24 protein-coding genes are annotated in these 21,402 nt (G+C 53.6%); 16 read left to right on the forward strand and 8 right to left on the reverse strand.

The annotated features are described in order from the left end of the window. Positions 1–77: 77 nt before the first annotated feature. The 8 genes from AC1VYI_RS12780 (at position 78) to AC1VYI_RS12815 (ending at position 8,945) form a co-directional block, all read left to right on the forward strand. The gene (locus AC1VYI_RS12780; RefSeq protein WP_134866215.1) at positions 78–1,667 is read left to right on the forward strand and encodes a methyl-accepting chemotaxis protein; all 1,590 of its coding nucleotides are present in this window, start codon (positions 78–80) and stop codon (positions 1,665–1,667) included. A gap of 62 nt (positions 1,668–1,729) precedes the next feature. After that, positions 1,730–2,656: a glutaminase B gene (gene glsB, locus AC1VYI_RS12785; RefSeq protein WP_226483798.1), complete on the forward strand. Its 927-nt coding sequence runs from the start codon at positions 1,730–1,732 to the stop codon at positions 2,654–2,656. Further along, on the forward strand, positions 2,656–3,012 hold the full coding sequence (locus AC1VYI_RS12790; protein WP_134866213.1) for a DUF4186 domain-containing protein: 357 nt from the start codon (positions 2,656–2,658) through the stop codon (positions 3,010–3,012). Before glsB ends, AC1VYI_RS12790 begins: the two co-directional genes overlap by 1 nt. A gap of 113 nt (positions 3,013–3,125) precedes the next feature. After that, positions 3,126–4,565 (forward strand): sensor domain-containing diguanylate cyclase, encoded by a 1,440-nt coding sequence (locus tag AC1VYI_RS12795; RefSeq protein WP_134866211.1) that lies wholly within the window; start codon positions 3,126–3,128, stop codon positions 4,563–4,565. A 119-nt stretch (positions 4,566–4,684) separates the two neighbouring features. Beyond that, positions 4,685–5,650: a sensor domain-containing diguanylate cyclase gene (locus tag AC1VYI_RS12800; protein ID WP_023311795.1), complete on the forward strand. Its 966-nt coding sequence runs from the start codon at positions 4,685–4,687 to the stop codon at positions 5,648–5,650. An 82-nt stretch (positions 5,651–5,732) separates the two neighbouring features. Next, positions 5,733–6,260, forward strand: coding sequence for a GNAT family N-acetyltransferase (locus tag AC1VYI_RS12805; RefSeq protein WP_134866209.1), 528 nt, complete (start codon positions 5,733–5,735; stop codon positions 6,258–6,260). A 118-nt stretch (positions 6,261–6,378) separates the two neighbouring features. Continuing rightward, entirely contained in the window at positions 6,379–7,830 is a 1,452-nt protein-coding gene (locus tag AC1VYI_RS12810; RefSeq protein WP_134866207.1) for a tagaturonate reductase, read from the forward strand. A gap of 200 nt (positions 7,831–8,030) precedes the next feature. Beyond that, on the forward strand, positions 8,031–8,945 hold the full coding sequence (locus AC1VYI_RS12815; RefSeq protein WP_023311798.1) for a bestrophin family protein: 915 nt from the start codon (positions 8,031–8,033) through the stop codon (positions 8,943–8,945). Here AC1VYI_RS12815 and AC1VYI_RS12820 read toward each other — a convergent pair. Then, positions 8,933–9,481 carry a GNAT family N-acetyltransferase gene (locus AC1VYI_RS12820; RefSeq protein ID WP_045354973.1) on the reverse strand — a complete coding sequence of 183 codons (549 nt, stop codon included), beginning with the start codon at positions 9,479–9,481 and terminating at the stop codon, positions 8,933–8,935. The genes AC1VYI_RS12815 and AC1VYI_RS12820 overlap by 13 nt on opposite strands. A 117-nt stretch (positions 9,482–9,598) precedes the next feature. Between AC1VYI_RS12820 and AC1VYI_RS12825 the strand changes: the two genes are divergently transcribed. The 6 genes from AC1VYI_RS12825 (at position 9,599) to AC1VYI_RS12850 (ending at position 15,069) form a co-directional block, all read left to right on the forward strand. Continuing rightward, complete coding sequence (locus AC1VYI_RS12825; RefSeq protein ID WP_126787348.1) at positions 9,599–10,069, forward strand: GNAT family N-acetyltransferase; 471 nt, start codon at positions 9,599–9,601, stop codon at positions 10,067–10,069. 12 nt (positions 10,070–10,081) lie between these two features. Beyond that, a complete protein-coding gene (locus AC1VYI_RS12830; protein ID WP_023311801.1) occupies positions 10,082–10,522 on the forward strand; it encodes a GNAT family N-acetyltransferase in 441 nt (146 codons plus the stop codon). Positions 10,523–10,667: 145 nt separating this feature from the next. Further along, a complete protein-coding gene (locus AC1VYI_RS12835; RefSeq protein ID WP_134866205.1) occupies positions 10,668–11,663 on the forward strand; it encodes an alpha/beta fold hydrolase in 996 nt (331 codons plus the stop codon). A 44-nt stretch (positions 11,664–11,707) separates the two neighbouring features. Beyond that, positions 11,708–12,448 carry a response regulator gene (locus tag AC1VYI_RS12840; RefSeq protein WP_023311803.1) on the forward strand — a complete coding sequence of 247 codons (741 nt, stop codon included), beginning with the start codon at positions 11,708–11,710 and terminating at the stop codon, positions 12,446–12,448. After that, entirely contained in the window at positions 12,445–13,743 is a 1,299-nt protein-coding gene (locus tag AC1VYI_RS12845; RefSeq protein WP_134866203.1) for an ATP-binding protein, read from the forward strand. The genes AC1VYI_RS12840 and AC1VYI_RS12845 overlap by 4 nt, the downstream gene beginning before the upstream one ends. Before the next feature lie 135 nt (positions 13,744–13,878). Beyond that, the gene (locus AC1VYI_RS12850; protein WP_047749468.1) at positions 13,879–15,069 is read left to right on the forward strand and encodes a cytochrome c biogenesis protein/redoxin; all 1,191 of its coding nucleotides are present in this window, start codon (positions 13,879–13,881) and stop codon (positions 15,067–15,069) included. A gap of 4 nt (positions 15,070–15,073) precedes the next feature. Here AC1VYI_RS12850 and tam read toward each other — a convergent pair whose 3' ends face one another. Continuing rightward, complete coding sequence (gene tam / locus AC1VYI_RS12855) at positions 15,074–15,832, reverse strand: trans-aconitate 2-methyltransferase (protein ID WP_023311806.1); 759 nt, start codon at positions 15,830–15,832, stop codon at positions 15,074–15,076. 383 nt (positions 15,833–16,215) lie between these two features. On the opposite strand from tam, the gene AC1VYI_RS12860 reads away from it, so the two are divergent. After that, positions 16,216–16,854 carry an acyl-homoserine-lactone synthase gene (locus tag AC1VYI_RS12860; protein ID WP_155033125.1) on the forward strand — a complete coding sequence of 213 codons (639 nt, stop codon included), beginning with the start codon at positions 16,216–16,218 and terminating at the stop codon, positions 16,852–16,854. Between the two features lie 14 nt (positions 16,855–16,868). Here the strand turns inward: AC1VYI_RS12860 and AC1VYI_RS12865 are convergent, their stop codons facing one another. Both AC1VYI_RS12865 and AC1VYI_RS12870 read right to left on the reverse strand, forming a co-directional pair. Continuing rightward, a complete protein-coding gene (locus tag AC1VYI_RS12865) occupies positions 16,869–17,561 on the reverse strand; it encodes a helix-turn-helix transcriptional regulator (RefSeq protein ID WP_023311808.1) in 693 nt (230 codons plus the stop codon). A gap of 302 nt (positions 17,562–17,863) precedes the next feature. Then, positions 17,864–18,448 (reverse strand): NUDIX hydrolase, encoded by a 585-nt coding sequence (locus AC1VYI_RS12870; protein ID WP_045354996.1) that lies wholly within the window; start codon positions 18,446–18,448, stop codon positions 17,864–17,866. A gap of 86 nt (positions 18,449–18,534) precedes the next feature. On the opposite strand from AC1VYI_RS12870, the gene AC1VYI_RS12875 reads away from it, so the two are divergent. Next, positions 18,535–19,308, forward strand: coding sequence for a DeoR/GlpR family DNA-binding transcription regulator (locus AC1VYI_RS12875; RefSeq protein WP_134867373.1), 774 nt, complete (start codon positions 18,535–18,537; stop codon positions 19,306–19,308). A gap of 38 nt (positions 19,309–19,346) precedes the next feature. Here the strand turns inward: AC1VYI_RS12875 and AC1VYI_RS12880 are convergent, their stop codons facing one another. From AC1VYI_RS12880 to AC1VYI_RS12895, 4 genes are all read right to left on the reverse strand, one after another. Next, positions 19,347–19,709 carry a TIR domain-containing protein gene (locus tag AC1VYI_RS12880; protein WP_134866199.1) on the reverse strand — a complete coding sequence of 121 codons (363 nt, stop codon included), beginning with the start codon at positions 19,707–19,709 and terminating at the stop codon, positions 19,347–19,349. Positions 19,710–19,858: 149 nt separating this feature from the next. Continuing rightward, the gene (locus AC1VYI_RS12885) at positions 19,859–20,230 is read right to left on the reverse strand and encodes a VOC family protein (protein ID WP_023311812.1); all 372 of its coding nucleotides are present in this window, start codon (positions 20,228–20,230) and stop codon (positions 19,859–19,861) included. Positions 20,231–20,317: 87 nt separating this feature from the next. Continuing rightward, a complete protein-coding gene (locus AC1VYI_RS12890; RefSeq protein WP_126795373.1) occupies positions 20,318–20,746 on the reverse strand; it encodes a DUF4354 family protein in 429 nt (142 codons plus the stop codon). A 37-nt stretch (positions 20,747–20,783) separates the two neighbouring features. After that, positions 20,784–21,227 carry a PACE efflux transporter gene (locus AC1VYI_RS12895; RefSeq protein WP_023311814.1) on the reverse strand — a complete coding sequence of 148 codons (444 nt, stop codon included), beginning with the start codon at positions 21,225–21,227 and terminating at the stop codon, positions 20,784–20,786. Positions 21,228–21,402 lie beyond the last annotated feature (175 nt).

Here is a 21,402-nt window from a genome sequence, read left to right on the forward strand (position 1 = left end):
TCATTTATCTGCAATGGTTCTGTCATTTTCATTTCGTAGACTCGCACGCGTCTAACGCCTTGTTAATGAAGATAATTATGAACCTAACGCAAATTTTTCGCCGTATTGCGCAGCGTCTCACCCCTCGTCACTTTGGCCTGCTGACGGGTATCTTTTGCATTATTGGCCTTTTCTCCGCGCTGCAGCTCTCCTCCTCATTCCTGCTTAACGCTTCCCTGAACGACGCCCAGCGCAACGAGCAGCAAAACCTTCTCGCCTGGCAGCAGCAGAGCAAGCTGGATCTGGCCCGTGTTTCCCTGCTGGCGGCAAGCGACCTGCTTAACCGGTCCGGCGTCTGGTTTATGCAGGATAAAGAGACCGGCTCCGACGGAAGCTGGCACAGCCTGATGGACGATGCGCAAAAGGCGCTGGCGGTTTCTCAGCAGGCGTGGAAGGCCTGGCTGGCGCTGAATCCGCCGAAAGACGACGCCCTGGTGAACAGCTATCAGCTTTTTTACGGCGCGATCAACGAGCAGGCTGAAGGTTTGATTAAGACCAACACCATCGACGCGTTTTTTGCCGTACCGGCTCAGGCGTTTCAGTCTGATTTTAACGACAACTATGCGCGCTATCAGCAGGCAAGCGAGAAGCAGGCCATGCAGGGGCGTCAGAGCTTAATGGCGCAGCTCTCCGGCCTGCAAACGTTGTTCCTGTTTGCGCCGGTGCTGTTGCTTGCCATCGCGGCTGTCGTCTGGTTCGGCATGTCCAGATGGGTGATTACGCCGCTGCGTCGGTTGATAGCGCATATTAACCGGCTGGCGGCAGGGGATCTCTCTGGCACCCCGCCGAACGTCATGCGCTTTAACCGGGAGATAGGTCAGCTTAGCGACAGTATAGCGACTATGCAGCACGGTCTGCAGCAGCTGATGACGCAGGTCAGCCATGCCACCGCCACGATGGTGGAGAACATTGACTCCCTTGCGCAGGGTAACCAGAAGCTGTATCAGCAGTCAGCGCGCCAGGCGAAAGAGCTTGAGGATGTGACGGCGCATATTGCGGCGCTGGAAAGCCATGTGGAAGGGAATACCGGCTATGCCAGGCTCGCCAGCTCGCGGGCCGATGAGGCGCGTCAGGCGGCCGTGGGCGGCGACCGAATGATGTCTACCGTGAATGCGTCTATGCAGGCGATCGTCGACCGATCTTCTGAGATGCGCGGGATCGTGGCGATGATCGACAGCGTGGCGTTTCAGACCAACATTCTGGCGCTGAATGCGGCCATCGAGGCGGCCCATGCCGGAAACCAGGGGCGCGGCTTTGCCGTCGTCGCCAGGGAAGTCGGGCTTTTGGCCAGAAAAAGCAGCCACTCGACGCAGACCATTCAGGAGCTGATCAACCGTTCGCTGCAGGGTATTGAAGACGGTTCCCTTGCCGTTAACCTGATGGAAGAAAATCTGCAGCAGGTCACCAGTCTGGTAGGCAATTTAAGCAGTTTGCTTAATGAGATCTCAACCGCCACGCTCAGCCAGGGAGACAGTATTCACCAGATGACGCGCCAGCTTCAGGCGCTGAATCAGGTCTCTCGTCAGACGGACCTTCTGGTCTCAGACGCCTCGGATGCCTCTGAGCGGCTGCAAAAGCAATCCGATCTTTTATTGCAGGCCGTTTCGCGTTTTCGTCTTAGCGCCTGACGCAATACATAAGCCTCTGTTATACTCGCAGCCCGTTTTAGCCTGAGGGCAAGGAGCAAAGTGTGGCTGCGGTCATCCATAATGACATGTTGGACGAGATTCTGGCGCAGGTTCGTCCGTTAATTGGAAAGGGGAAGGTTGCCGACTATATTCCGGCCCTTGCCTCGGTGAGCGGGAATAAGCTGGGGATTGCTATCTGTACCATCGACGGACAGCGATACCAGGCAGGCGATGCGACTGAGCGTTTTTCCATTCAGTCCATTTCGAAAGTGCTGAGTCTGGTTGCGGCGATGCGCCAGTATGAAGAAGAAGAGATCTGGCAGCGTGTCGGTAAAGATCCTTCCGGCCAGCCTTTTAACTCGCTGCTTCAGCTCGAGATTGAACAGGGTAAACCGCGAAATCCCTTTATCAATGCCGGGGCGCTGGTGGTCTGCGATATGCTGCAAAGCCGCCTCAGCGCACCGCGTCAGCGAATGCTGGAGATTGTTCGCCAGCTCTCTGGCGTTGACGATATTGCCTATGATGCGGTGGTGGCACGCTCGGAGTTTGAACACTCCGCCCGTAACGCGGCTATCGCGTGGCTGATGAAATCCTTCGGTAATTTCCACAACGACGTGGCGACCGTGCTGCAAAACTACTTCCATTACTGCGCCCTGAAAATGAGCTGCGTTGAGCTGGCCCAGACGTTCCTGTTCCTTGCACACCAGGGGCACGCGCCGCATCTCGATCAGGAGGTGGTTTCTCCGCTTCAGGCCCGGCAGGTTAACGCGCTGATGGCCACCAGCGGGATGTATCAAAACGCCGGTGAGTTTGCCTGGCGCGTTGGGCTTCCTGCTAAATCGGGCGTCGGCGGCGGGGTCGTGGCGATTGTGCCACATGAAATGGCGATAGCCGTCTGGAGCCCGGAACTGGATGAAACGGGAAATTCCCTTGCCGGCGTGGCGGTTCTGGAGAAACTGACCCAGCGTCTGGGACGTTCCGTATACTGATGTCCGATCTGGATCCTCTCTTTTCCCGCCTGGCGCGATCGACATTTCGCTCGCGCTTTCGCTTAGGCGATAAGGAAAGACAGTACTGCTGGGACAAAGGCCCCGAAACCATTGATCGGCACGCCGTGGATTTTGTCGAAAAGCGCCTTGCGCCCGCGCACCCCGCTAACGACGGTAAACAGACGCCCATGCGCGGTCACCCGGTATTTATCGCCCAGCATGCCACCGCTACCTGTTGCCGGGGCTGTCTGGCAAAATGGCATAACATTCCACAGGGCGTAACGCTCACGGCGCAGCAACAAAATTATATCGTCAGCGTCATCCACCACTGGCTGGTGCTACAGATGAACGCCTAAATTTGACGAGTTATACTCCCGTGGTATTTGTGTTATAGATGCATCCCAAGTTAGTCCCGATCATGCTGACGACCGCAATAATTGCCATAAGCTTTCATATGGAATGATATTTAATGCGTTCTGCTCTTACCGCTTTCAGGCCGTTCCAGGTTGACACGCCGCTGCGAAATGCAGCGACGATCTTCATCCTTACAACCTTATTCTATTTTGTGGGCGCGGAATTACGGCTCGTTGAGGCCCTGTCTCTGTTCTGGCCGCTGAACGGCGTCATGGCAGGGATCTTCGCCCGCTATGTTTACCTGAATCGCCTGCATTACTATGCGGTATGTTATGTCGCGATGCTGTTGTACGACGCGGTAACGACCAACTGGGGTATGGCCTCCGTAGTGATCAACCTGTCAAACATGATCTTTATCGTCGTCGTCGCCGTGCTGGTTCAGCGCGACAAGCGGCTGATGAAGAAAACCCCCGATCCGCTTAACGCATTACGCCTGTTTAACTACTGTCTGATTGCCGCGCTGCTTTGCGCCTTGCTCGGCGCGGTAGGGTCGGTCGGGATTGACAGTCATACCTTCTGGCCGCTGTTTGCCGACTGGTTTAGCGAGCAGTTCTCAACCGGCGTGCTTGTTGTGCCCTGTATGCTCACGTTACGCATGCCCGGGCGTGAGCTCAGGCTACGTCTGGAGCAGCTGCTGCCGGTGATTGCGCTGATCGTCTCGGTGATCGCGTCGGTGGTGATTGGCGGAGCGGGGAGCCTCTCGTTTCCTCTGCCTGCGCTTATCTGGTGTGCGGTTCGTTACTCGTTGCCTGCAACCTGTCTGCTGACGTTTATCACGGGCGCCGCTGAAATTATTCTGGTCGCCAACTCGATTATTAATATTGCCGTGGCGACGCCGTTTACGACGCCAATGATGTTTTCTGCCCGGCTGGGGATCGCCACGATGGCGATCTGCCCGGTGATGGTTTCCGTCAGCATGGCGGCGATTAATTCCCTGATCCGCCAGGTTTCACTGAGGGCGGATTATGACTTTTTAACGCACGTCTACTCGCGTTCCGGGCTTTATGAGGCGTTAAAGCATGAAGAGACGCACCGGCATACGCGTTTTCTGACCGTCATGCTGCTGGATATTGATTATTTCAAGAGCATTAATGATAACTACGGCCACGAGTGCGGAGATCGCGTGCTGGCGTCGTTTGCCCGACAGGTTCAGCAGGTCGTCGGTGAAGACGGCATGGTGGCGCGCATGGGCGGGGAAGAGTTCGCCGTGGTGGTCAATTCAGGCGACGCGCAGCATGGTTTTGAACTGGCTGAACGTATCCGATCCACCGTTGCCAGTCATCCTTTTACATGGCGTCACCAGACGCTCTATCTGACGGTCAGCATTGGCCTCGGCAGCGGAAAGGCTGAGTCCTGGCAGCTGACCGAGGTCTTCAACAAGCTCATGGCCGAAGCGGACGATCATCTCTATCGTTCCAAAAAAGCGGGTCGAAACCGTACCAGCGCCCGGGTGGCGGACGAGCAGATTGCCGCGCCCTCCGGGAGTGAAACATAGCTGCGTTAATCGTCATAAGGCATTGACGTGAATAGTAAGCGGCTTAACAGGACGTCAGAACACTGACAATGTCTCTGTTTAAGCTACGCTTTTAGTAACGCTTTACGTCAGGAGACATTATGAAAGCACCTGCAACCCCTGAAAATGAAACAGACAGACTCAACTCGCTACGAGAATCAGGTCTGCTTGAGATCGACAGCTCCCCGGCGTTTGACCGCTTAACGCGTCTGGCAAAACGCTTCTTCCAGGTGCCGCTGGCGATGGTCAATCTCATTGATGAGCATTCGCTGATCGTTAAGTCGGCCGACGGTCAGGCACCCGGAAGCGTTCCGCGTAATATCTCATTTTGCGGGCATACGATCCTCACCGAAGCGCCGCTGGTGGTGGGGGATATGCTTCAGGACGATCGCTTTGCGGATAACCCGCTGGTGGCCGGTGAGCCTCGCGTGCGGTTTTACGCGGGCTTCCCGCTGCGCCTGCGCGACGGCGCAAGCGTTGGCTCGCTGTGCCTGATTGATTACGCTCCCCGTGAGTTTTCTGCCGCCGACCTCGCCGTGCTGGGGGACCTTGGCGCGCTGGCAGAGGATGAATTTGCTGCCATCAGCGCGGCGACCACGGATGAATTAACCGGGTTATTCAACCGTCGGGGCTTTAATCAGCTCGTGCGGTTCACGCTTTCCGTTGCCCGACGTCGCGCTGAGCCGCTCACGCTCGGCTGGCTGGATTTGGATCGCTTTAAGGAAATTAACGATCGCTTCGGGCATGAAGAGGGGGATAAGGCGCTGAAAGCGATGGCGCAGCTGATGCGCGCCTCTTTCCGTGAGGCGGATCTGCTGGTGCGTTTTGGCGGGGACGAGTTCGCCGTTCTGTTCGCGGATACGGATGAGCAGGGCGCCTGGATTGCCATGCAGTATCTTGCCGAGCAGGTAGAAAACTATAACGCCCGCAAGCTACATCCCTGGTCTCTCCATTTCTCGTGGGGGCTCAGTGAATTCGATCATAACGGCAACGACCTGCAGCAGTGGTTAAAAGATGCCGATGAAAAGATGTATGCCATGAAACAGCAGCGCCAGCGCGCCCGGTAACATAACAAAAGCGTATGTCCGATCCGTTTGCGTTAAGAAGATGTTAAATGCAGAGTGACGGTATTCAACGTAAGGAAAAACAATGAATACCTCACTGCAAATTAAAAACCTCACCCGAGACGACATTCTCACCCATCTTGATGCGCTGGCCGCGATCCTCGAAAACTGTGTGAGCGGCGGGGCATCCGTCAGCTTTATGCTTCCCTTTAGTCTGGATAAGGCTCGTTCGTTCTGGCGCGGCATCGCTGAAAGCGTAGGGCGCAACGAGCGCCTCGTCCTGGCCAGTATCGACCCGCAGGACGGCGTCATCGGAACGGTGCAGCTGATCGTCGACCAGCCGGAAAACCAGCCGCATCGCGCCGATGTGGCGAAGCTGCTGGTTCACGAGAAAGCGCGCCGGAAAGGTGCCGCGATGGCCTTGATGGAAGCGCTTGAAGCGGAGGCGCGGGCCAGAGATATTTCGGTTCTGGTGCTCGATACCTCCACCGGCAGCGGCGCCGAGACGTTCTACCAGCGCGCCGGCTGGCAAAAGGTGGGGGAGGTCCCGCGCTATGCCCTGATGCCGGACGGCGCCATGACGGCCACCTCCGTGTTCTATAAGTTCTTATGATTATTTTGTACAACTACACCGTGGATTGATCAAAACAGGGTTTCTGGTCGTTAAGTTTTGATAAGTTATCGTACCAATCTTATCAGGCTGTATGACTAATCATAAAAGGAACCCTCTTGTGAACACGCTCAACCGTCGTGATTTTCCCGGTGCTCAATACCCGGAACGCATTATTCAGTTTGGTGAAGGCAACTTCCTGCGTGCGTTTGTCGACTGGCAAATTGACCTGCTAAATGAACATACCGATCTTAACGCCGGTGTGGTTATCGTTCGTCCTATTCAGAGCGACTTCCCGCCGTCGCTGAACACTCAGGATGGTCTCTATACCACTATCATTCGCGGCCTGAACGGGCAGGGCGAAGCGGTGAGCGAGAGCCGTCTAATCCGATCGGTTAACCGGGAGATCGACGTCTACGGCCAGTATGATGCGTTCCTGAAACTGGCGCACAATCCGGATATGCGTTTTGTTTTCTCAAACACCACCGAAGCGGGTATCAGCTACCACGCGGGGGACAGATTCGACGATGCCCCTGCGGTAAGCTACCCGGCGAAGCTGACGCGGCTGCTGTTTGAGCGCTTTAGCCACTTCAACGGTGCAGCGGATAAAGGCTGGATCATCATTCCGTGCGAGCTGATTGACTACAACGGCGATGCGCTGCGTGAACTTGTCCTGCGCTATGCGCGGGAGTGGGCCCTGCCTGCGGCCTTTATCCGGTGGCTAAACGACGCCAACAGCTTCTGCTCTACGCTGGTCGACCGTATCGTGACCGGTTACCCGCGCGACGAAGCGGCCACGATGGAAGCCGAGCTGGGCTATCACGATGGGTTCCTGGACACGGCTGAACATTTCTATCTGTTCGTTATCCAGGGGCCGGCATCCCTTGCACAGGAACTCCGTCTGGATAAGTATCCGTTAAACGTGCTGATTGTCGACGACATCAGGCCCTACAAAGAGCGCAAAGTCGCTATCCTGAACGGCGCACACACCGCGCTGGTGCCGGTGGCATTCCAGGCCGGGCTGGATACGGTGGGCGAGGCGATGAATGATGCAGAGATCTGCGCGTTCGTCGAAAAAGCGATTTATCAGGAGATTATTCCTGTCCTCGATCTGCCGCGTGACGAGCTGGAATCTTTCGCCAGCGCGGTAACTGGGCGTTTTCGCAACCCTTACATCAGACACCAGCTGCTCTCCATTGCGCTTAACGGCATGACGAAATACCGCACCCGCATACTGCCGCAGCTGCTGGCAGGGCAGAAGGCAAGCGGACAACTGCCCGCGCGTCTGACGTTCGCGCTGGCTGCATTGATAGCGTTTTATCGCGGGGAGCGTAACGGGGAGAACTATCCGGTGCAGGATGATGCATTCTGGCTGGAACGTTATCAACAGCTGTGGGCACAGCATCGCGACCAGCAGTTGAGCACCCGTGAGCTGGTGCAATCTGTGCTGAGCCTGAGCGAGCACTGGGAACAGGATCTCACGCAGGTCTCCGGACTTGTCGACCAGGTCACACTGGATCTTGACGCCATTCTCCTGAAGGGAATGCGTGCAGCGGTGAAACCCCTGTGCTAATGACGTCACCCGGCTTCGGCCGGGTTTAATTACATCTTAATTTAGTTACAACATACTATTTGCTCTTTTTTTAAAACCACATGCAACACCGTGCAGTTATCGCCAAGCAGGTCATAAAATTCAATGTTCCGTTAACATGCTTGCAACCGTGAGGGGGATCACGTTTAATAGTCACGCTCTTTTCCTGCTTGAAACTCACTATGATTGTTCGTCCTAAACAGCACTGGCTACAACTGATTTTTGTCTGGCACGGTTCGGTACTTCCCAAAATCTACACCCGATTGCTGCTCAACTTCCTGCTTTCTATCGCCGTTATCCTGATGCTGCCGTGGTATACCTCGCTGGGCATCAAATTTACCGTGGCGCCATTCAGCATTCTCGGCGTGGCGATCGCAATCTTTCTCGGTTTCAGAAACAACGCCTGTTATTCACGCTACGTTGAGGCTCGCCTGCTGTGGGGGCAGCTGATGATAGCGGCACGCTCGCTGTTTCGCGAGGTAAAAAACACCTTGCCTGACGATAAGCATCTGGGGGAATTTGTTCGCCTGCAGATAGCTTTTGCCAACTGTCTGCGTATGACCCTGCGCCGGGAGCTGAACGCCGAACAGCTCTCTCGCTACCTTGCTCCGGATGATTTACGTCAGGTGATGAGCGCCAATTCGCCGGCAAACCGTATTTTACTGATCATGGGGGAGTGGCTGGCCGTGCGGCGACGAAACGGCCAGCTTTCAGACATCCTGTTCCATAGCCTGAACAACCGTCTGAACGATATGTCCATCGTCCTTTCTGGATGCGAGCGTATTGCGACAACGCCGGTACCGTTTGCCTACACGCTGATTCTGCACCGCACGGTGTATCTGTTCTGCATCATGCTGCCGTTCGCGCTGGTTGTAGATCTGCACTACATGACGCCCTTTGTCTCGGCCCTGATTTCCTACACCTTTATCTCGCTGGACACCCTGGCGGAAGAGCTGGAAGACCCGTTCGGCACAGAAGATAACGATCTGCCCCTGGACGCCATCTGCAACATGATGGAACGCGATCTGCTGCAGATGAACGATGAAGAGAACATTCCGGAAAGGCTGATGCCGGATAAGCATTATCAGCTGACCTGACGGGCGTTCCACTCGTCGCGGGTGATTTCCCACAGTTCAGAATCCAGCATGCCGCTGACGTAGGCTTTTTGTTCCGTTCTGATAAGCCGCATGCCGCTACTGTCTGAAATACGCCGGGAGCGGCTATTGGCGGCGGCTTTCGGCGCGCGCAATACGGGTTTGTTTAGGGTATTAAACCAGAAATCCGTCGCGACAATGCTGGCCTCGCGCATGTATCCCTGGCCCTGAAACTCCGGGGCCAACCAGAATCCACGGTTGTTATCTTCGACGTCATACAAACAGATAATACCCATCAACTCATCCGGCACCTCGCGACGGCGGATGCTCCAGAACCAGGCGATCCCTTTTGCCATATCCGGCAGCGCCACGTTGTTGACATAGTTCTCTGCGCCGTTGTCCGGGTAGGGCCAGGGCACAGAAGAGACCATATAGCGGACAATCTCCCAGCGCGGATAAAGCTTTTGTATCTGGGCCGCATCTTCAGCAACCAGAGGCTTTAGCAGTAAGCGTTCTGTCGTGAGCGTCGGTATCGTCATCCGCTGATCTCCATATTTAAGCGTTATGCTTTTGTTTGCGTTCTGGTATTTTCATCTTAACGGCACTCTATCCCAGTGAGCTCTTTTCCCATACTACTAAGAATTGCAGAGGTCATCATGGCATTAAGACGGGCTAACCCGCAGGAAGCCGAAATACTCTGGAATATTCGCAATCAGGCGATTCGTCACGGCTGTAAAACCAGCTACGGCGCCGACGTCATTGCGCGCTGGACGCCGGATCTCATGCCAGAACGCTATCGGCAGATGGTCATTGAATACCCTTTTTACGTGGTGGAAGATGAAAAGGGTGATATTGCGGCAACCGGCTATCTGGATCTGGATACCCACTGTCTGGAGGCGATATTCACCTTGCCCGCTGCATCCGGTAAAGGCATGGCGACCCGGATTATCGAGGCGCTAAAAAATGAGGCCCGCAGCAGGGGGATAGCCCGCCTGAGGCTGGATGCAACGCCTAACGCCCAGTCGTTTTATCAGAAACTGGGGTTTGTGACGCTGAGCGAAACCTATCATCACTCGCGTATGGCGGGGGCTGATTTACGCTGTTTCGAAATGGCGATCGATTTGTAATGTGAGGAACACATGGCTGTCACGGTAAGACCTCTATGCGAAGACGATTACTCCCAATGGCGACCGCTTTGGGATGGCTATACCCATTTTTATGATTGCTACCTCGAGGAATCCGTCACCGCATCGACATGGGAAAGGGCGCTCTCAGCGCATTCCCGGATGTTCTGCCGGGTGGTCGAGAAGGACCAAAAGGTCATCGGTTTCGCGATGTGCATTCTGCATGAAGGAACCTGGTCAACGGCCCCCGTCTGCTACCTGGAAGATCTGTTTGTTGATGCCGACGAACGCGGGGCGGGAGCCGGTAAGGCGCTCATTGATGCTCTGATTGAGGAAGGCAAGCGCGAAGGGTGGTCAAAACTGTACTGGGTCACCCGTGAGAATAACCCGGCGCGTAAACTCTATGACAAATACGGTCAAGCTGACGATTACGTCCGCTATCGCCTCTCCCTTTAAGGCGACAACGCCTGTGTTTGTATCACACTGTATCTGCGTCCCGGATACATACACAGGCTTGCAATAAACCCGCTTTCGCAAATATCCGCTATACATTGCCGTGTTGTTATATCCCCGTGAATTGTACTCAACCGGAGATACCAACATGTTTAGCAAATTCGCATACTCAACTCTCGCACTGACCGTTTCTCTTGGCACCGTGATGTCCTGTCAGGCTGAAGTCACCGGTACAAATTTCGCGGCAGCCTTTGATCATCCACAGCAAATTAACGCCGGCGATCTGAATGTCGGTTATGTCGACATCGGCCCGAAAAATGGCCAGCCGGTTATTTTACTGCACGGCTGGCCGTACGATATTCACAGCTACGCCGACGTTGCGCCCGCGCTGGCGGCAAAAGGCTATCGGGTGATTGTGCCTTCTCTGCGCGGCTACGGCACCACGCGCTTCCTCTCAGCCAAAACGCCGCGCAACGGCCAGCCTTCAGCCATGGCGAAAGATATTGTGAACCTGATGGATGCCCTGAATATTAAGCAGGCGGTATTTGCAGGATATGACTGGGGCGCTCGTACGGCGGATATCGTTGCGGCGCTGTGGCCAGAGCGCGTTAAGTCACTGGTGTCGGTGAGCGGGTATCTCATCAGCAGCCAGCAGATTGGCAAACAGCCGCTGCCGCCAAAAGCGGAGCAGCAGTGGTGGTATCAGTTCTATTTCGCCACCGCGCGCGGTGCTGAGGGCTATGCCAAAAACACGCATGACTTCGCGCGCTTAATCTGGTCTCAGGCCTCGCCTGACTGGAAATTTAGCGATACTGTTTTTAACGCCAGCGCCAAATCCCTCGATAACCCGGATCACGTCGCCGTGACGCTCAGCAACTATCGCTGGCGTTTAGGGCTGGAAAAAGGCGAGCGTAAATACGACAGCTACGAGCAAAAACTCGCTACGCTGCCGAATATCACCGTTCCAACGATTACCATCGAAGGCGGAAACAACGGTGCGCCGCATCCGGCACCTCAGGCCTACGCGGGTAAATTTACCGGTAAATATGAGCACCGCACCTTCGGGGCAAACGTGGGGCACAATCCGCCTCAGGAAGATCCGCAGGATTTCGTCAAGGCCGTCGTTGACGCGGACAAGCTCTGAAATGTGCTATTTTCAGTACGTTAACCTTCGGTCTGGAGATTTCGGTGGAGCATATTGATCATATCCTTGTCGTCGATGACGACAGGGATATTCGTGAACTGATTGTCGATTATCTCGGTAAGTCTGGCTATCGCGCGACGGGCGCGGCCAACGGTAAAGAGATGCGCGTCGTGCTGGATAAACAGCATATCGACCTGGTGGTGCTGGATGTCATGATGCCCGGCGACGACGGCCTTACGCTGTGTCGAGAGCTACGCGTCGGGAAATATAAAGATCTGCCCATCCTGATGCTGACGGCCCGCAATGAGGAGACGGACAGGATCCTGGGTCTGGAGATGGGCGCGGATGACTACGTGGTGAAGCCGTTTGTCGCCCGCGAACTGCTGGCGCGTATCAAAGCGATTTTACGACGTTTTCGCACGATGCCGCCCAATCTGCAGGTGACAGAAGCCGGGCGGCTGGTGATGTTCGGTGAATGGCAGCTTGATACCGTCGCCCGCCACTTAATCGATCCGGAAGGGGTGATCGTGGCGCTCAGCGGGGCGGAGTATCGCCTGCTGCGCGTTTTCCTTGACCATCCTCAGCGGGTGCTGACCCGCGATCAGCTGCTCAACCTCACGCAGGGGCGCGACGCCGAGCTGTTTGAACGTTCTATCGACCTGCTGGTTAGCCGGGTCCGTCAGCGCCTGAACGAAGATGCCCGCACGCCCGCCTATATCAAGACCGTGCGCAGCGAAGGCTACGTTTTTACGATGCCGGTCACCATCAAAGAGGCTAACGAATGAGGTTCTGGCCACGCTCGCTGCTTGCCCGCTTGCTGCTCGTCGTGCTGTCCGGTCTGCTGCTGGCCAACGCCCTGAGCCTGACGCTGGTCATGATTGAACGAATGCACAGCGCCAGAACGGTGATGCTCGGTAATCTGGAAAACGACGTCGCAACCAGCGTCGCCATTTTAGACCGCTTACCGGCCAGCGAACGCGCGGCCTGGCTTCCGCGCCTCGAACGGGGTAACTATCGCTATATTCTGGGGCCGGGAGAGCCCGGCAACGCGCCGACTGATAGGCGTTCGCAGGACGCCATCCGAACCTTAAAAGCGACGCTCGCGACACAGTACCCGCTCAGCTTCACCGCCGTCCCTGGTGCCGTTTCACACATCCAGGCGCATCTGACGCTGCGCGACGGCGCGCCGCTGACCATTGACCTGATCCCGCGCATGCCGCCGGTCGCCAGCTGGTTGCCCGTAGTGCTGATCCTGCAGCTGCTGCTGCTGGCTGCGTGCGCCTGGATTGCCGTGCGGCAGGTGGTGCGGCCTTTTTCACAATTTACCCGCGCGGTGGATTCGCTGGATCCGGCGGCCAGCACGCCAATGACGGAGAAAGGTCCGCTTGAGGTGCAGCGTGCAGCGCATGCCTTCAACGCAATGCAGGCACGCATTCAGTCTTATCTCAGGGAGCGCGCGCAGATCCTTGCCTCCATTTCTCACGATCTCCAGACCCCGATTACCCGCATGAAGCTCCGTGTCGAAATGGCAGGGGAACCAGAACTTCGCGACAAGCTTCTGAACGACCTTGATAACATGACGCGTCTGGTGCGGGAGGGGATTGCGTATGCCCGGTCATCAGAATCGCTGGAAGAGAGCCCGCTGAAGCTGGAGCTAAACGCCTGGGTCAACAGCATCGCCTGCGATTATCAGGACATCGGTAAAAACGTGCAGTTTCAGGCAAGCGATGCCCGCCTGCCAATCGTTACGCGTCCCCAGGCGCTCCGCCGGGTGATGACTAACCTGCTGGATAACGCGCTCAAATTCGGCGAACGCGCTGTAATAGCCATCGATGATTCGTCTGACCGGGAGGTGGTTATCCACATCACGGACGACGGGCCGGGGATCCCTGAAGCCGAGCTTGAGGCGGTTTTACAGCCGTTCTACCGGGTGGAAACATCGCGCAACCGCGATACCGGCGGAACAGGACTCGGACTGGCGATTGCCGCGCAGCTCACCGCTCAGCTTGAAGGAAAGCTCAACCTGACGAACCGGGCCGGAGGCGGACTGGATGTCTCCATTACGCTACCGCGCCGTTAATTGTACGGCTTTGTATCTCCCGGCCTGGGTGATACAGAGTCAGACAAAACCTGCTTTTTTACACATATCCTGAACACATCCGCACGATGAAATAGCCTCACTGCAGCGTCGCAGGACTTGTATTGTGAGGTGTCTATGTTTCTGGTAATCGCTTTTCTGGGCGGGATGATAAGCCTGCTCAGCCCATGTACTCTCCCGGTTATTCCGCTCCTGTTCGCCGGTTTTCAGGGACAGCGACGACATATTCTGGCCCTGCTCGCGGGGATGATCGTGATGTTCACCCTGGTGGCGATGGCCGTCACCGTCGCCAGCGAGTGGATCGCAGAGGCAACCATCGTCGGGCGCTGGATCGCTCTAGTCATTCTGGCCACGGCCGCGCTGGCCTTAATTTTTCCGTCATTCGCCCAGCGTATTGCGGGTCCGGCCGTCAGCGCGGGAAATGTCCTGAACACCCGAAGCGGGCAAACGCGCGGTATGGTATCGGCTTTTCTGGCCGGGCTCGCGGTGGGGCTGCTCTGGTCTCCCTGCGCCGGTCCCATACTGGGCGCCATTTTCAGCATTAATATCGCGGGCCATTCGGCCATTACGACGGGCGCGCTGCTGGCGGCCTACGGCATCGGATGCGCGCTGATGCTGAGCCTGCTCGTTTTCGGCGGCCGCACGCTGATTGCGCCGTTAAGAGCAAAATCGGCGCTGATGGAAAGGCTGCGGCAGGGGGCTGGCGTGGCGATGCTGGCGGCAGTCGTATTTAACGCGACAGGAATGACTTCGCTTCTGAAAGGAGCAAATGGAGTTGCGGATCGTCTGGAGACAACACTTTTGACGCTGGCGAAACCCACTGCCGCGCCGGTGAAGCTCCGGCCGGTCGTGATGACAGAGCCCAGCAGCGAGCTGCCTTCGTTAAGCGGGGGAACAGGGTGGATAAACGGTGACCCTGTCACGTCTGAATCTCTGCGAGGGAAGGTGGTATTAATTGATTTCTGGACGTGGGATTGCATTAACTGCCAGCATACGCTTCCCCATGTGAAAGACTGGGCCACGAAGTATCAGTCTCAGGGGCTGGTCGTGATTGGGGTTCACACGCCGGAATATCCCTGGGAAAAGCCGCTTTCGTCGGTAAAAACCGCGGTGGAGAAATGGCAGCTGCCGTATCGGGTGGTGACGGATAACAACTATCAAATCTGGAACGCTTTCGGGAACCAGTACTGGCCAGCGCATTACTATTTCGATGCCAAAGGCCAGCTACGCTATACCGCCTTTGGCGAAGGAGATTATGCGCAGCAGGAAAAGATCATTCAGCAGCTGCTGAAAGAAGCCAGGTCATAACCCGTCAGGGCTGGCGTTGCGCCACGATAAATAGCCGCGGAAAAGCGAGCAGTATCTGCCCATTTTCCTGGAGCGGATACTGCTCTTCTAGCAGTTCATGGTAGCGTTTCAGGAAACGTTTCTGCTCGCTCTCGTTCAGTTCCTGGAGCCACGGACGCAAGCCGGTGGCACTTACCCAGTCAATAATGGCCTGGTGCGAGCTCATTTTATGGAAATAGGTTGTCCGCCAGATATCCACGTCACAGCCCGCCTCCGACAAGATGTCGTAATAGGCATGCACACCCGGGAGAGGTTCACGGCCGCGGTCAGGGTAGTCTTGCTCCAGCGCCACTTCACGCATCGCTACGTGAGTGGGTTCAAGCCAGTTGTCAGGCATCTGGATCGCTAATACGCCGTTAAGCGTGAGTAAAGAAACGAGATGAGGAAGGAGATCGTAGTGGTCAGGAACCCACTGCAGCGAAGCGTTGGCATAAATCAGGCTCAGCGGCTGGCCAGGCTTGTACTGGCGGATATCGGTCTCTACAAAATGGCAGCCAGGCAATGCGGCTCTTGCTTCCTCGAGCATTGCAGGGGAGTTGTCGACCCCGGTAATGTGCGCCGAAGGCCAGCGATGCTTCAACAGCGCGGTGCTGTTTCCCGGCCCGCAGCCTAAATCAGCGATGGTGGAGACCTCATCCAGAGGAATTCTGGCGAGCAGTTCTGCGGCAGGACGCGTTCTTTCCGCGCCGTATTGCAGGTAAAGAGAAGGATTCCAGTCGGCCATTTTGGTTCTCCGTTTAGCATGCTTCTGCAAGAGTAGCACAGCAGTAAGAACAGAGATAATAGGGAAAAAATAAGAAAAAGGAAATATTACCCCTTAAATTCTTAAGGGGCAATACTTTAATTGTAATTATTTTATAATTATCGTTTTTTAATATTTTATCGGCTAAGTGCTTCTTACGCTCTGTACCCGAAACTATAAATATTAGATAATCATGAATGGATATATCCCTGGTGTTTCGTAGGTCTTTGACCTCCTGGCCACTGAGTTTCACGAGGACTTAGTGGCCGGGTACTTTTCAAGTATAAGGAATACCATGCACAATGAAAGCTGTCCTAAAAGACAGGGGATAATAGTTTCAGGTATTATTATCAGGAATAAGAGCAATGAATTCTGTTATTGAGTTTTTTTTGCATGATTACGATGATTTACCGTCAGCATTAGCCCGCGAACTCTTCCGGCTCAGGAGAAAAACCTTTCGGGACCGACTCGACTGGAAAGTTGAATGCGTTGAAGATATGGAAAAGGATCAATTTGACAACCCAAACACGACATACTTGTTGGGTATGTATGAGGGAGAGTTGTTATGCGGCGCGCGATTCATTAACTCGACGCATCCGACAATGATAAGTGAAATTTTTCACAATTATTTTGCCGAAAACATTATTTTACCGACAGATGTTCCCTGCTGTGAAATTAGCCGTTTATTTTTAGATAAAGAAAGACGAGACTCCTCAAGTCTGCAGGGCGTGCCCGCCAGTAAGGCATTGTTTCTTGCAATGAATATTTATTGCATTAAGAATAAGTATCATGGAATGTACGCAGTAGTCAGTCGTGGTATGTATGCCATTTTTCGCCATGCAAACTGGAAAGTTGAAGTTATTCAACGCGGCTTGTCTGAAAAAGGGGAGGTTATTTACTATATATTTATGCCTGCCAGTATCAACATTATTGAAGACATTATTAGCAAAGATAAATCCAGTCACTGGCTTCGCGAAATGCTGGAGCATTTACGCCACTTATAACCAGTGGCTGAGGCTCAGTCGTCCAGTAATCGTAGTTCTGTTCCAAGTTTAATTGCGTGTCTGGCATTATTCACACCGAGTTTTTTCATTACATTCCCCATATGGAATTTAACGGTGCGTTCAGCAATAGACAAAATAACAGAAATTTCTGCGTAGGTTTTCCCGGCGCTGACCCATTTAAGGATTTGTCTCTCACGTGGCGACAGAAAAACATTCTTTTTCTGTTGGTGCTGGCTATAGAGATTGAGTGTCTTCTGATGCAGTTGAACAAGGAAGCTTAGAAATTGTGGCCGATATTTTTCTATATCAATACCAGAATGCTTAGGACTGATGACGGATAAGACGACAAGATTATTCAGATAGTCATGCAGAGGGAACGTCTGCCCCTGGTAGATATCATACTGGACGCTTTCGTTGAAAATGCGCGTCAGGTTATAACCATCAGACAGGATGACATCACTTTCCCAGAAAAAATCTTCAACACAGCGCAAAGCCCGAATGATAACAGGGTCAATGAACTGATATTTCCTGTCGAGGTAGATATCAAACCACTCGGGGCTGTTATTGATTATCCGCATCTGTGAAGGATCTTTCTTGTTCATAATGGCGTAGGCGAAGACGATCCCTTTGAAATCCTCAAAAAACGCGTCCAGCTCACTCTGAATTAGCGTATTGATCGCTATGTCGTTGTAATATGTATCCTTCACGTGAGTTGCTTGCCTCCTGTTCGAGTGGAGGAGCAAGTATAATATGCTTCGTTATCTGTAGCGAGTCGCATTTTAATCCAGCCAACAGATAAGACAGGCTACCTCAAGTGGTAGCCTGGCCAACGTGTGGCATTTCTAATGGTAAATGCAGATGACTCGGCGAATTTTAGAAGATTATGTCAAATCCCGAAATAGTTCACTAAATATAGTAGGCTGCAAAATTTAGGAGGTTTTCCGCTTTACATTTGAGTAATGGACAAGCGTACCGACCCAGATTCAAATTCAGGATTTTAGCCCGCGGTCTACATAATGCCTTTAAGAGCAATATGATAAAGCAGCATGATGGTTTTACCGTCGACAATCTTGCCTGTTTCAATGCCGCGTAATGCCTCTTCGAGCGTCATTTCCAGCACGTCGATATCTTCTCCCTCAGCCTTGATCCCGCCGCCTGCGCCGGTTCTGTCTTGCGGCTGGTACTCGGCAAGATAAAAATAAAGTTTTTCCGTGACGGAGCCCGGGCTCATATAGGCTTCAAAGATTTTCTGCACGCTCGAAACCTGAAACCCTGTCTCTTCTTCCGCTTCTGCTTTTATGCGGCTTTCGGGATCCATGTTGTCCAGCAGTCCCGCCGCGGCTTCGATTAAATCGTCCTCATGGCCGTTGATAAAGACAGGGAAGCGGAACTGGCGGGTCAGGATCACCGTTTTTTTCTCACGGTTGTAGAGAAGAATAGTCGCGCCGTTGCCACGGTCATAGACCTCTCGTTGCTGTCGTTGCCATTCGCCGTCACGGCGCTGCAGGTCGAAGGTGTACTTTTTAAGGTTGTACCAGTTATCTGACAGGGTTTCACTGTCAATGATGCGCACATCTGCACGTTTTGATTGCACGTTTGTTCCTCCTTACGTAGAGTAATTATCATAAACAGCATTATCGTGCATCTTCAAGATAAAACATGCAATATCAGGAATTCATGATGCTCACCAGTCAGCGAAAACAATTGATCCTCGAAAAGCTCGGCACCGAAGGCCAGGTCCAGTCAAAAGCGCTCAGCATGTTCTTTGATGTCTCTGAAGACACCATCAGGCGTGATTTGCGCGAGCTGGCGGCAGAAGGGCGTTTGCAGCGCGTTCACGGCGGCGCGCTGCCGTCATCTTCTGCTATTGCTCCCTTTGCCGAACGGCAATCCGTGAAAATGGATGCGAAAAAACGGGTCGCCCGCAAAGGCGCGCAGCTGATTTCATCAGGCCAGGTGGTGATCGTTGACGGTGGCACGACTACTTCGGAGCTGATTACGTTTTTCCCTCCAGATCTGCGCATCACGGTGGTTACGCACAGTCCGAGCATCGCCCTGGGGCTTGTGGATCATCCGTCCATCGAGGTGATTCTGATCGGCGGTCGCTTGTATAAGCACTCCATTGTTGCGGTCGGCGCTGCGGCCATCGAAGGCATAGAAAATATTCATGCAGATCTGTTCTTTATGGGCGTGACCGGGATCCATCCTGAGGCGGGGCTGACAACCGGCGATTTCGAAGAAGCGTGCATCAAACGTGCATTTTCCGGCAGAGCCGCGGAGACGGTTGTGCTGGCTTCTCCGGAAAAGATCAACACAGCGTCTTCGTTTGTGATTGGCGATGTGTCGTCGGTGAATACCATCGTCGTGGAAGACAATACCGATAAGGAGTGGATCCGCGCGGTATCGGAAAAGGGAGTATCCGTCGTGTTGACCTCAGAGAGTGAGACTCTCTGATAGCCAGCCTGTGCTCACAGGCTGGCTGGCGGACTGCCTTAAGCCTCAGGAATGTTCTCAAGTGCGGTATAAACCTTCAGGCCATGTTTGCGGGCAACCTCAATGTCCATATCGGCACCTTTAGACGGACCGGCAATACGATAAATGGCATCACATTTAGCTATTAGCCGGTGAGCAACGGGGTACAGCATCGCTTCACTGATTTCATCACCAACCGCTTTCGATCCTGCGGCTTTTGCCAACGGCAAAGCCAGCCATTCGCCAATGACCGGGATGTGACCCCGCTGGTAAACGGCTAGTGCTGCGCTTTCGAGACGCGCCAGATTCTCATCAATACGTGCCTGAACGCCTTCGGTTCCGCTGCGATAGGGGCCGGCAATTAAAATTAGCTGTTGTGTCATAGGTACCTCTGTCAGTGTTATTGCATGAAGTTGCACGTTTACTACCGATACCATACGGGATTGTGGCCGCGTTATGAAATACTTTCGTGCATTATCGTGCAAAAAGATGCATGACAGATCATTTAATCGCTTCTGAGAGAAGGGCTGAGCTACAGACTTTCCGGCGCATGGCACACCGCCTCGATATTATGGCCATCAGGCGAAATGACAAACGCGGCATAGTAATTTTCACCGTATGACCTCAACCCCGGCCCGCCGTTATCACGTCCGCCGGCGCGCAGGGCGGCATGGTAAAATGCATCGACCTGCTGGCGCGTGTCGGCCACAAACGCCAGATGCAGAGGAGCAGGTTTATCATTTGTCTGAAAAAGACAAAGCGAAACGTCGCCTGAACTCATTTCGACACCGTAGTCTGGCGTGCCTTCATCAATGAGTTCTACACCAAGCGGCTTAAGCGCATGGAGGAAGAAGGTTTTACTTTTTTCATAATCACTGACGCCGAATTTCACATGATCGAACATGGTTCCTTCCTTTATGAGATGGAGAGATAACCAGTATAGAAGGAGAGTGGGGCGAACATACGAAAGAACGTGTCAATGAGACAGTCATCAATTTATGCAGTCTTTTCCGATGCCGAAGCGGACAAATGGCATATTTAAAACGTCAGGGTTTGAGCTGGAAAAATAGACCAATCCGGTTCTGTTGTCCCGCGGGTTGTATTTTTTCAACATCTCAAGCTCAATGCCGGTGCTCATAAATGTTTTTCCGTTTTTATCAAACAGGAAGAAACACATCTTATTATCTTTGCCCGGCTCAATACTTTTACCCGACGCGTTATCAAGCGTAACTTTATAGCTGACCATATATTTTGCTTCGCCCGTTGTACTGTCCCATTGGCTTCCCTGAGACTCTTTTTGAGCGAAAATGGTTATCCCGTTGAGCTTGTCGTCATGGCTCTCTTTCTGAGCGGCCAGCGCCGTCCCGGCGGCGGACAACGCTAACGCAAGACAAATTCCTTTAGTCAGGAGACTTCGCATTTTTCTTCCTCTTCATTTTTTACATTGATTCACTTAGCTATAACGCCGAACGCTTTCGTCCAACGAACGTCCAGCGCAGGTAGTCGTAAAGCCAGTTAAACAGCATCGTATAGGGCAGGAAAAACAGCACCAGACCAATCTCAACAAAAAATGCCTCAGCCACGGTCAGGTTCAGCATAACCATTGCCACAGGGATTAAGGAGATGATAAGTCCCGTTTCAAAACCAACCGCATGGATTGCGCGAACGAGAAATGTGCGCTGAAACTGATGTTTTTTCTGCAGGGAGTCAAAGAGCTTATTAAAAATAAAATTCCAGACCGTGGCGGTAAGGGCGGATATCACGGACAACGAGCCTGACTGGAGTACCGACACGTTCATCAGCCAGGCGAGAGACAGCGCGATGATAACGTTGGCCGTCACTTCAAAAATGACAGCATGGAAAACTCTCTCTTTAACACTCTTATTTAATTCAATTTCCATTTGCTTACGGCAGCGTTTTTCAAAAGCTGAAGTATATCAGATGTCTTTCAACCTTTTCTAAACGTGCAGGTTATGTTAAATACACCCCAGGCCTGCTAATGTAGAACGCACGGCCTCGGTAAGGGGGGTCTGCGGTTCATGACCTAAAAAGGCGATCAGTTTTGCATTATCCATC

It is taken from the genome of Enterobacter sp. QK-SA4, assembly GCF_056856775.1.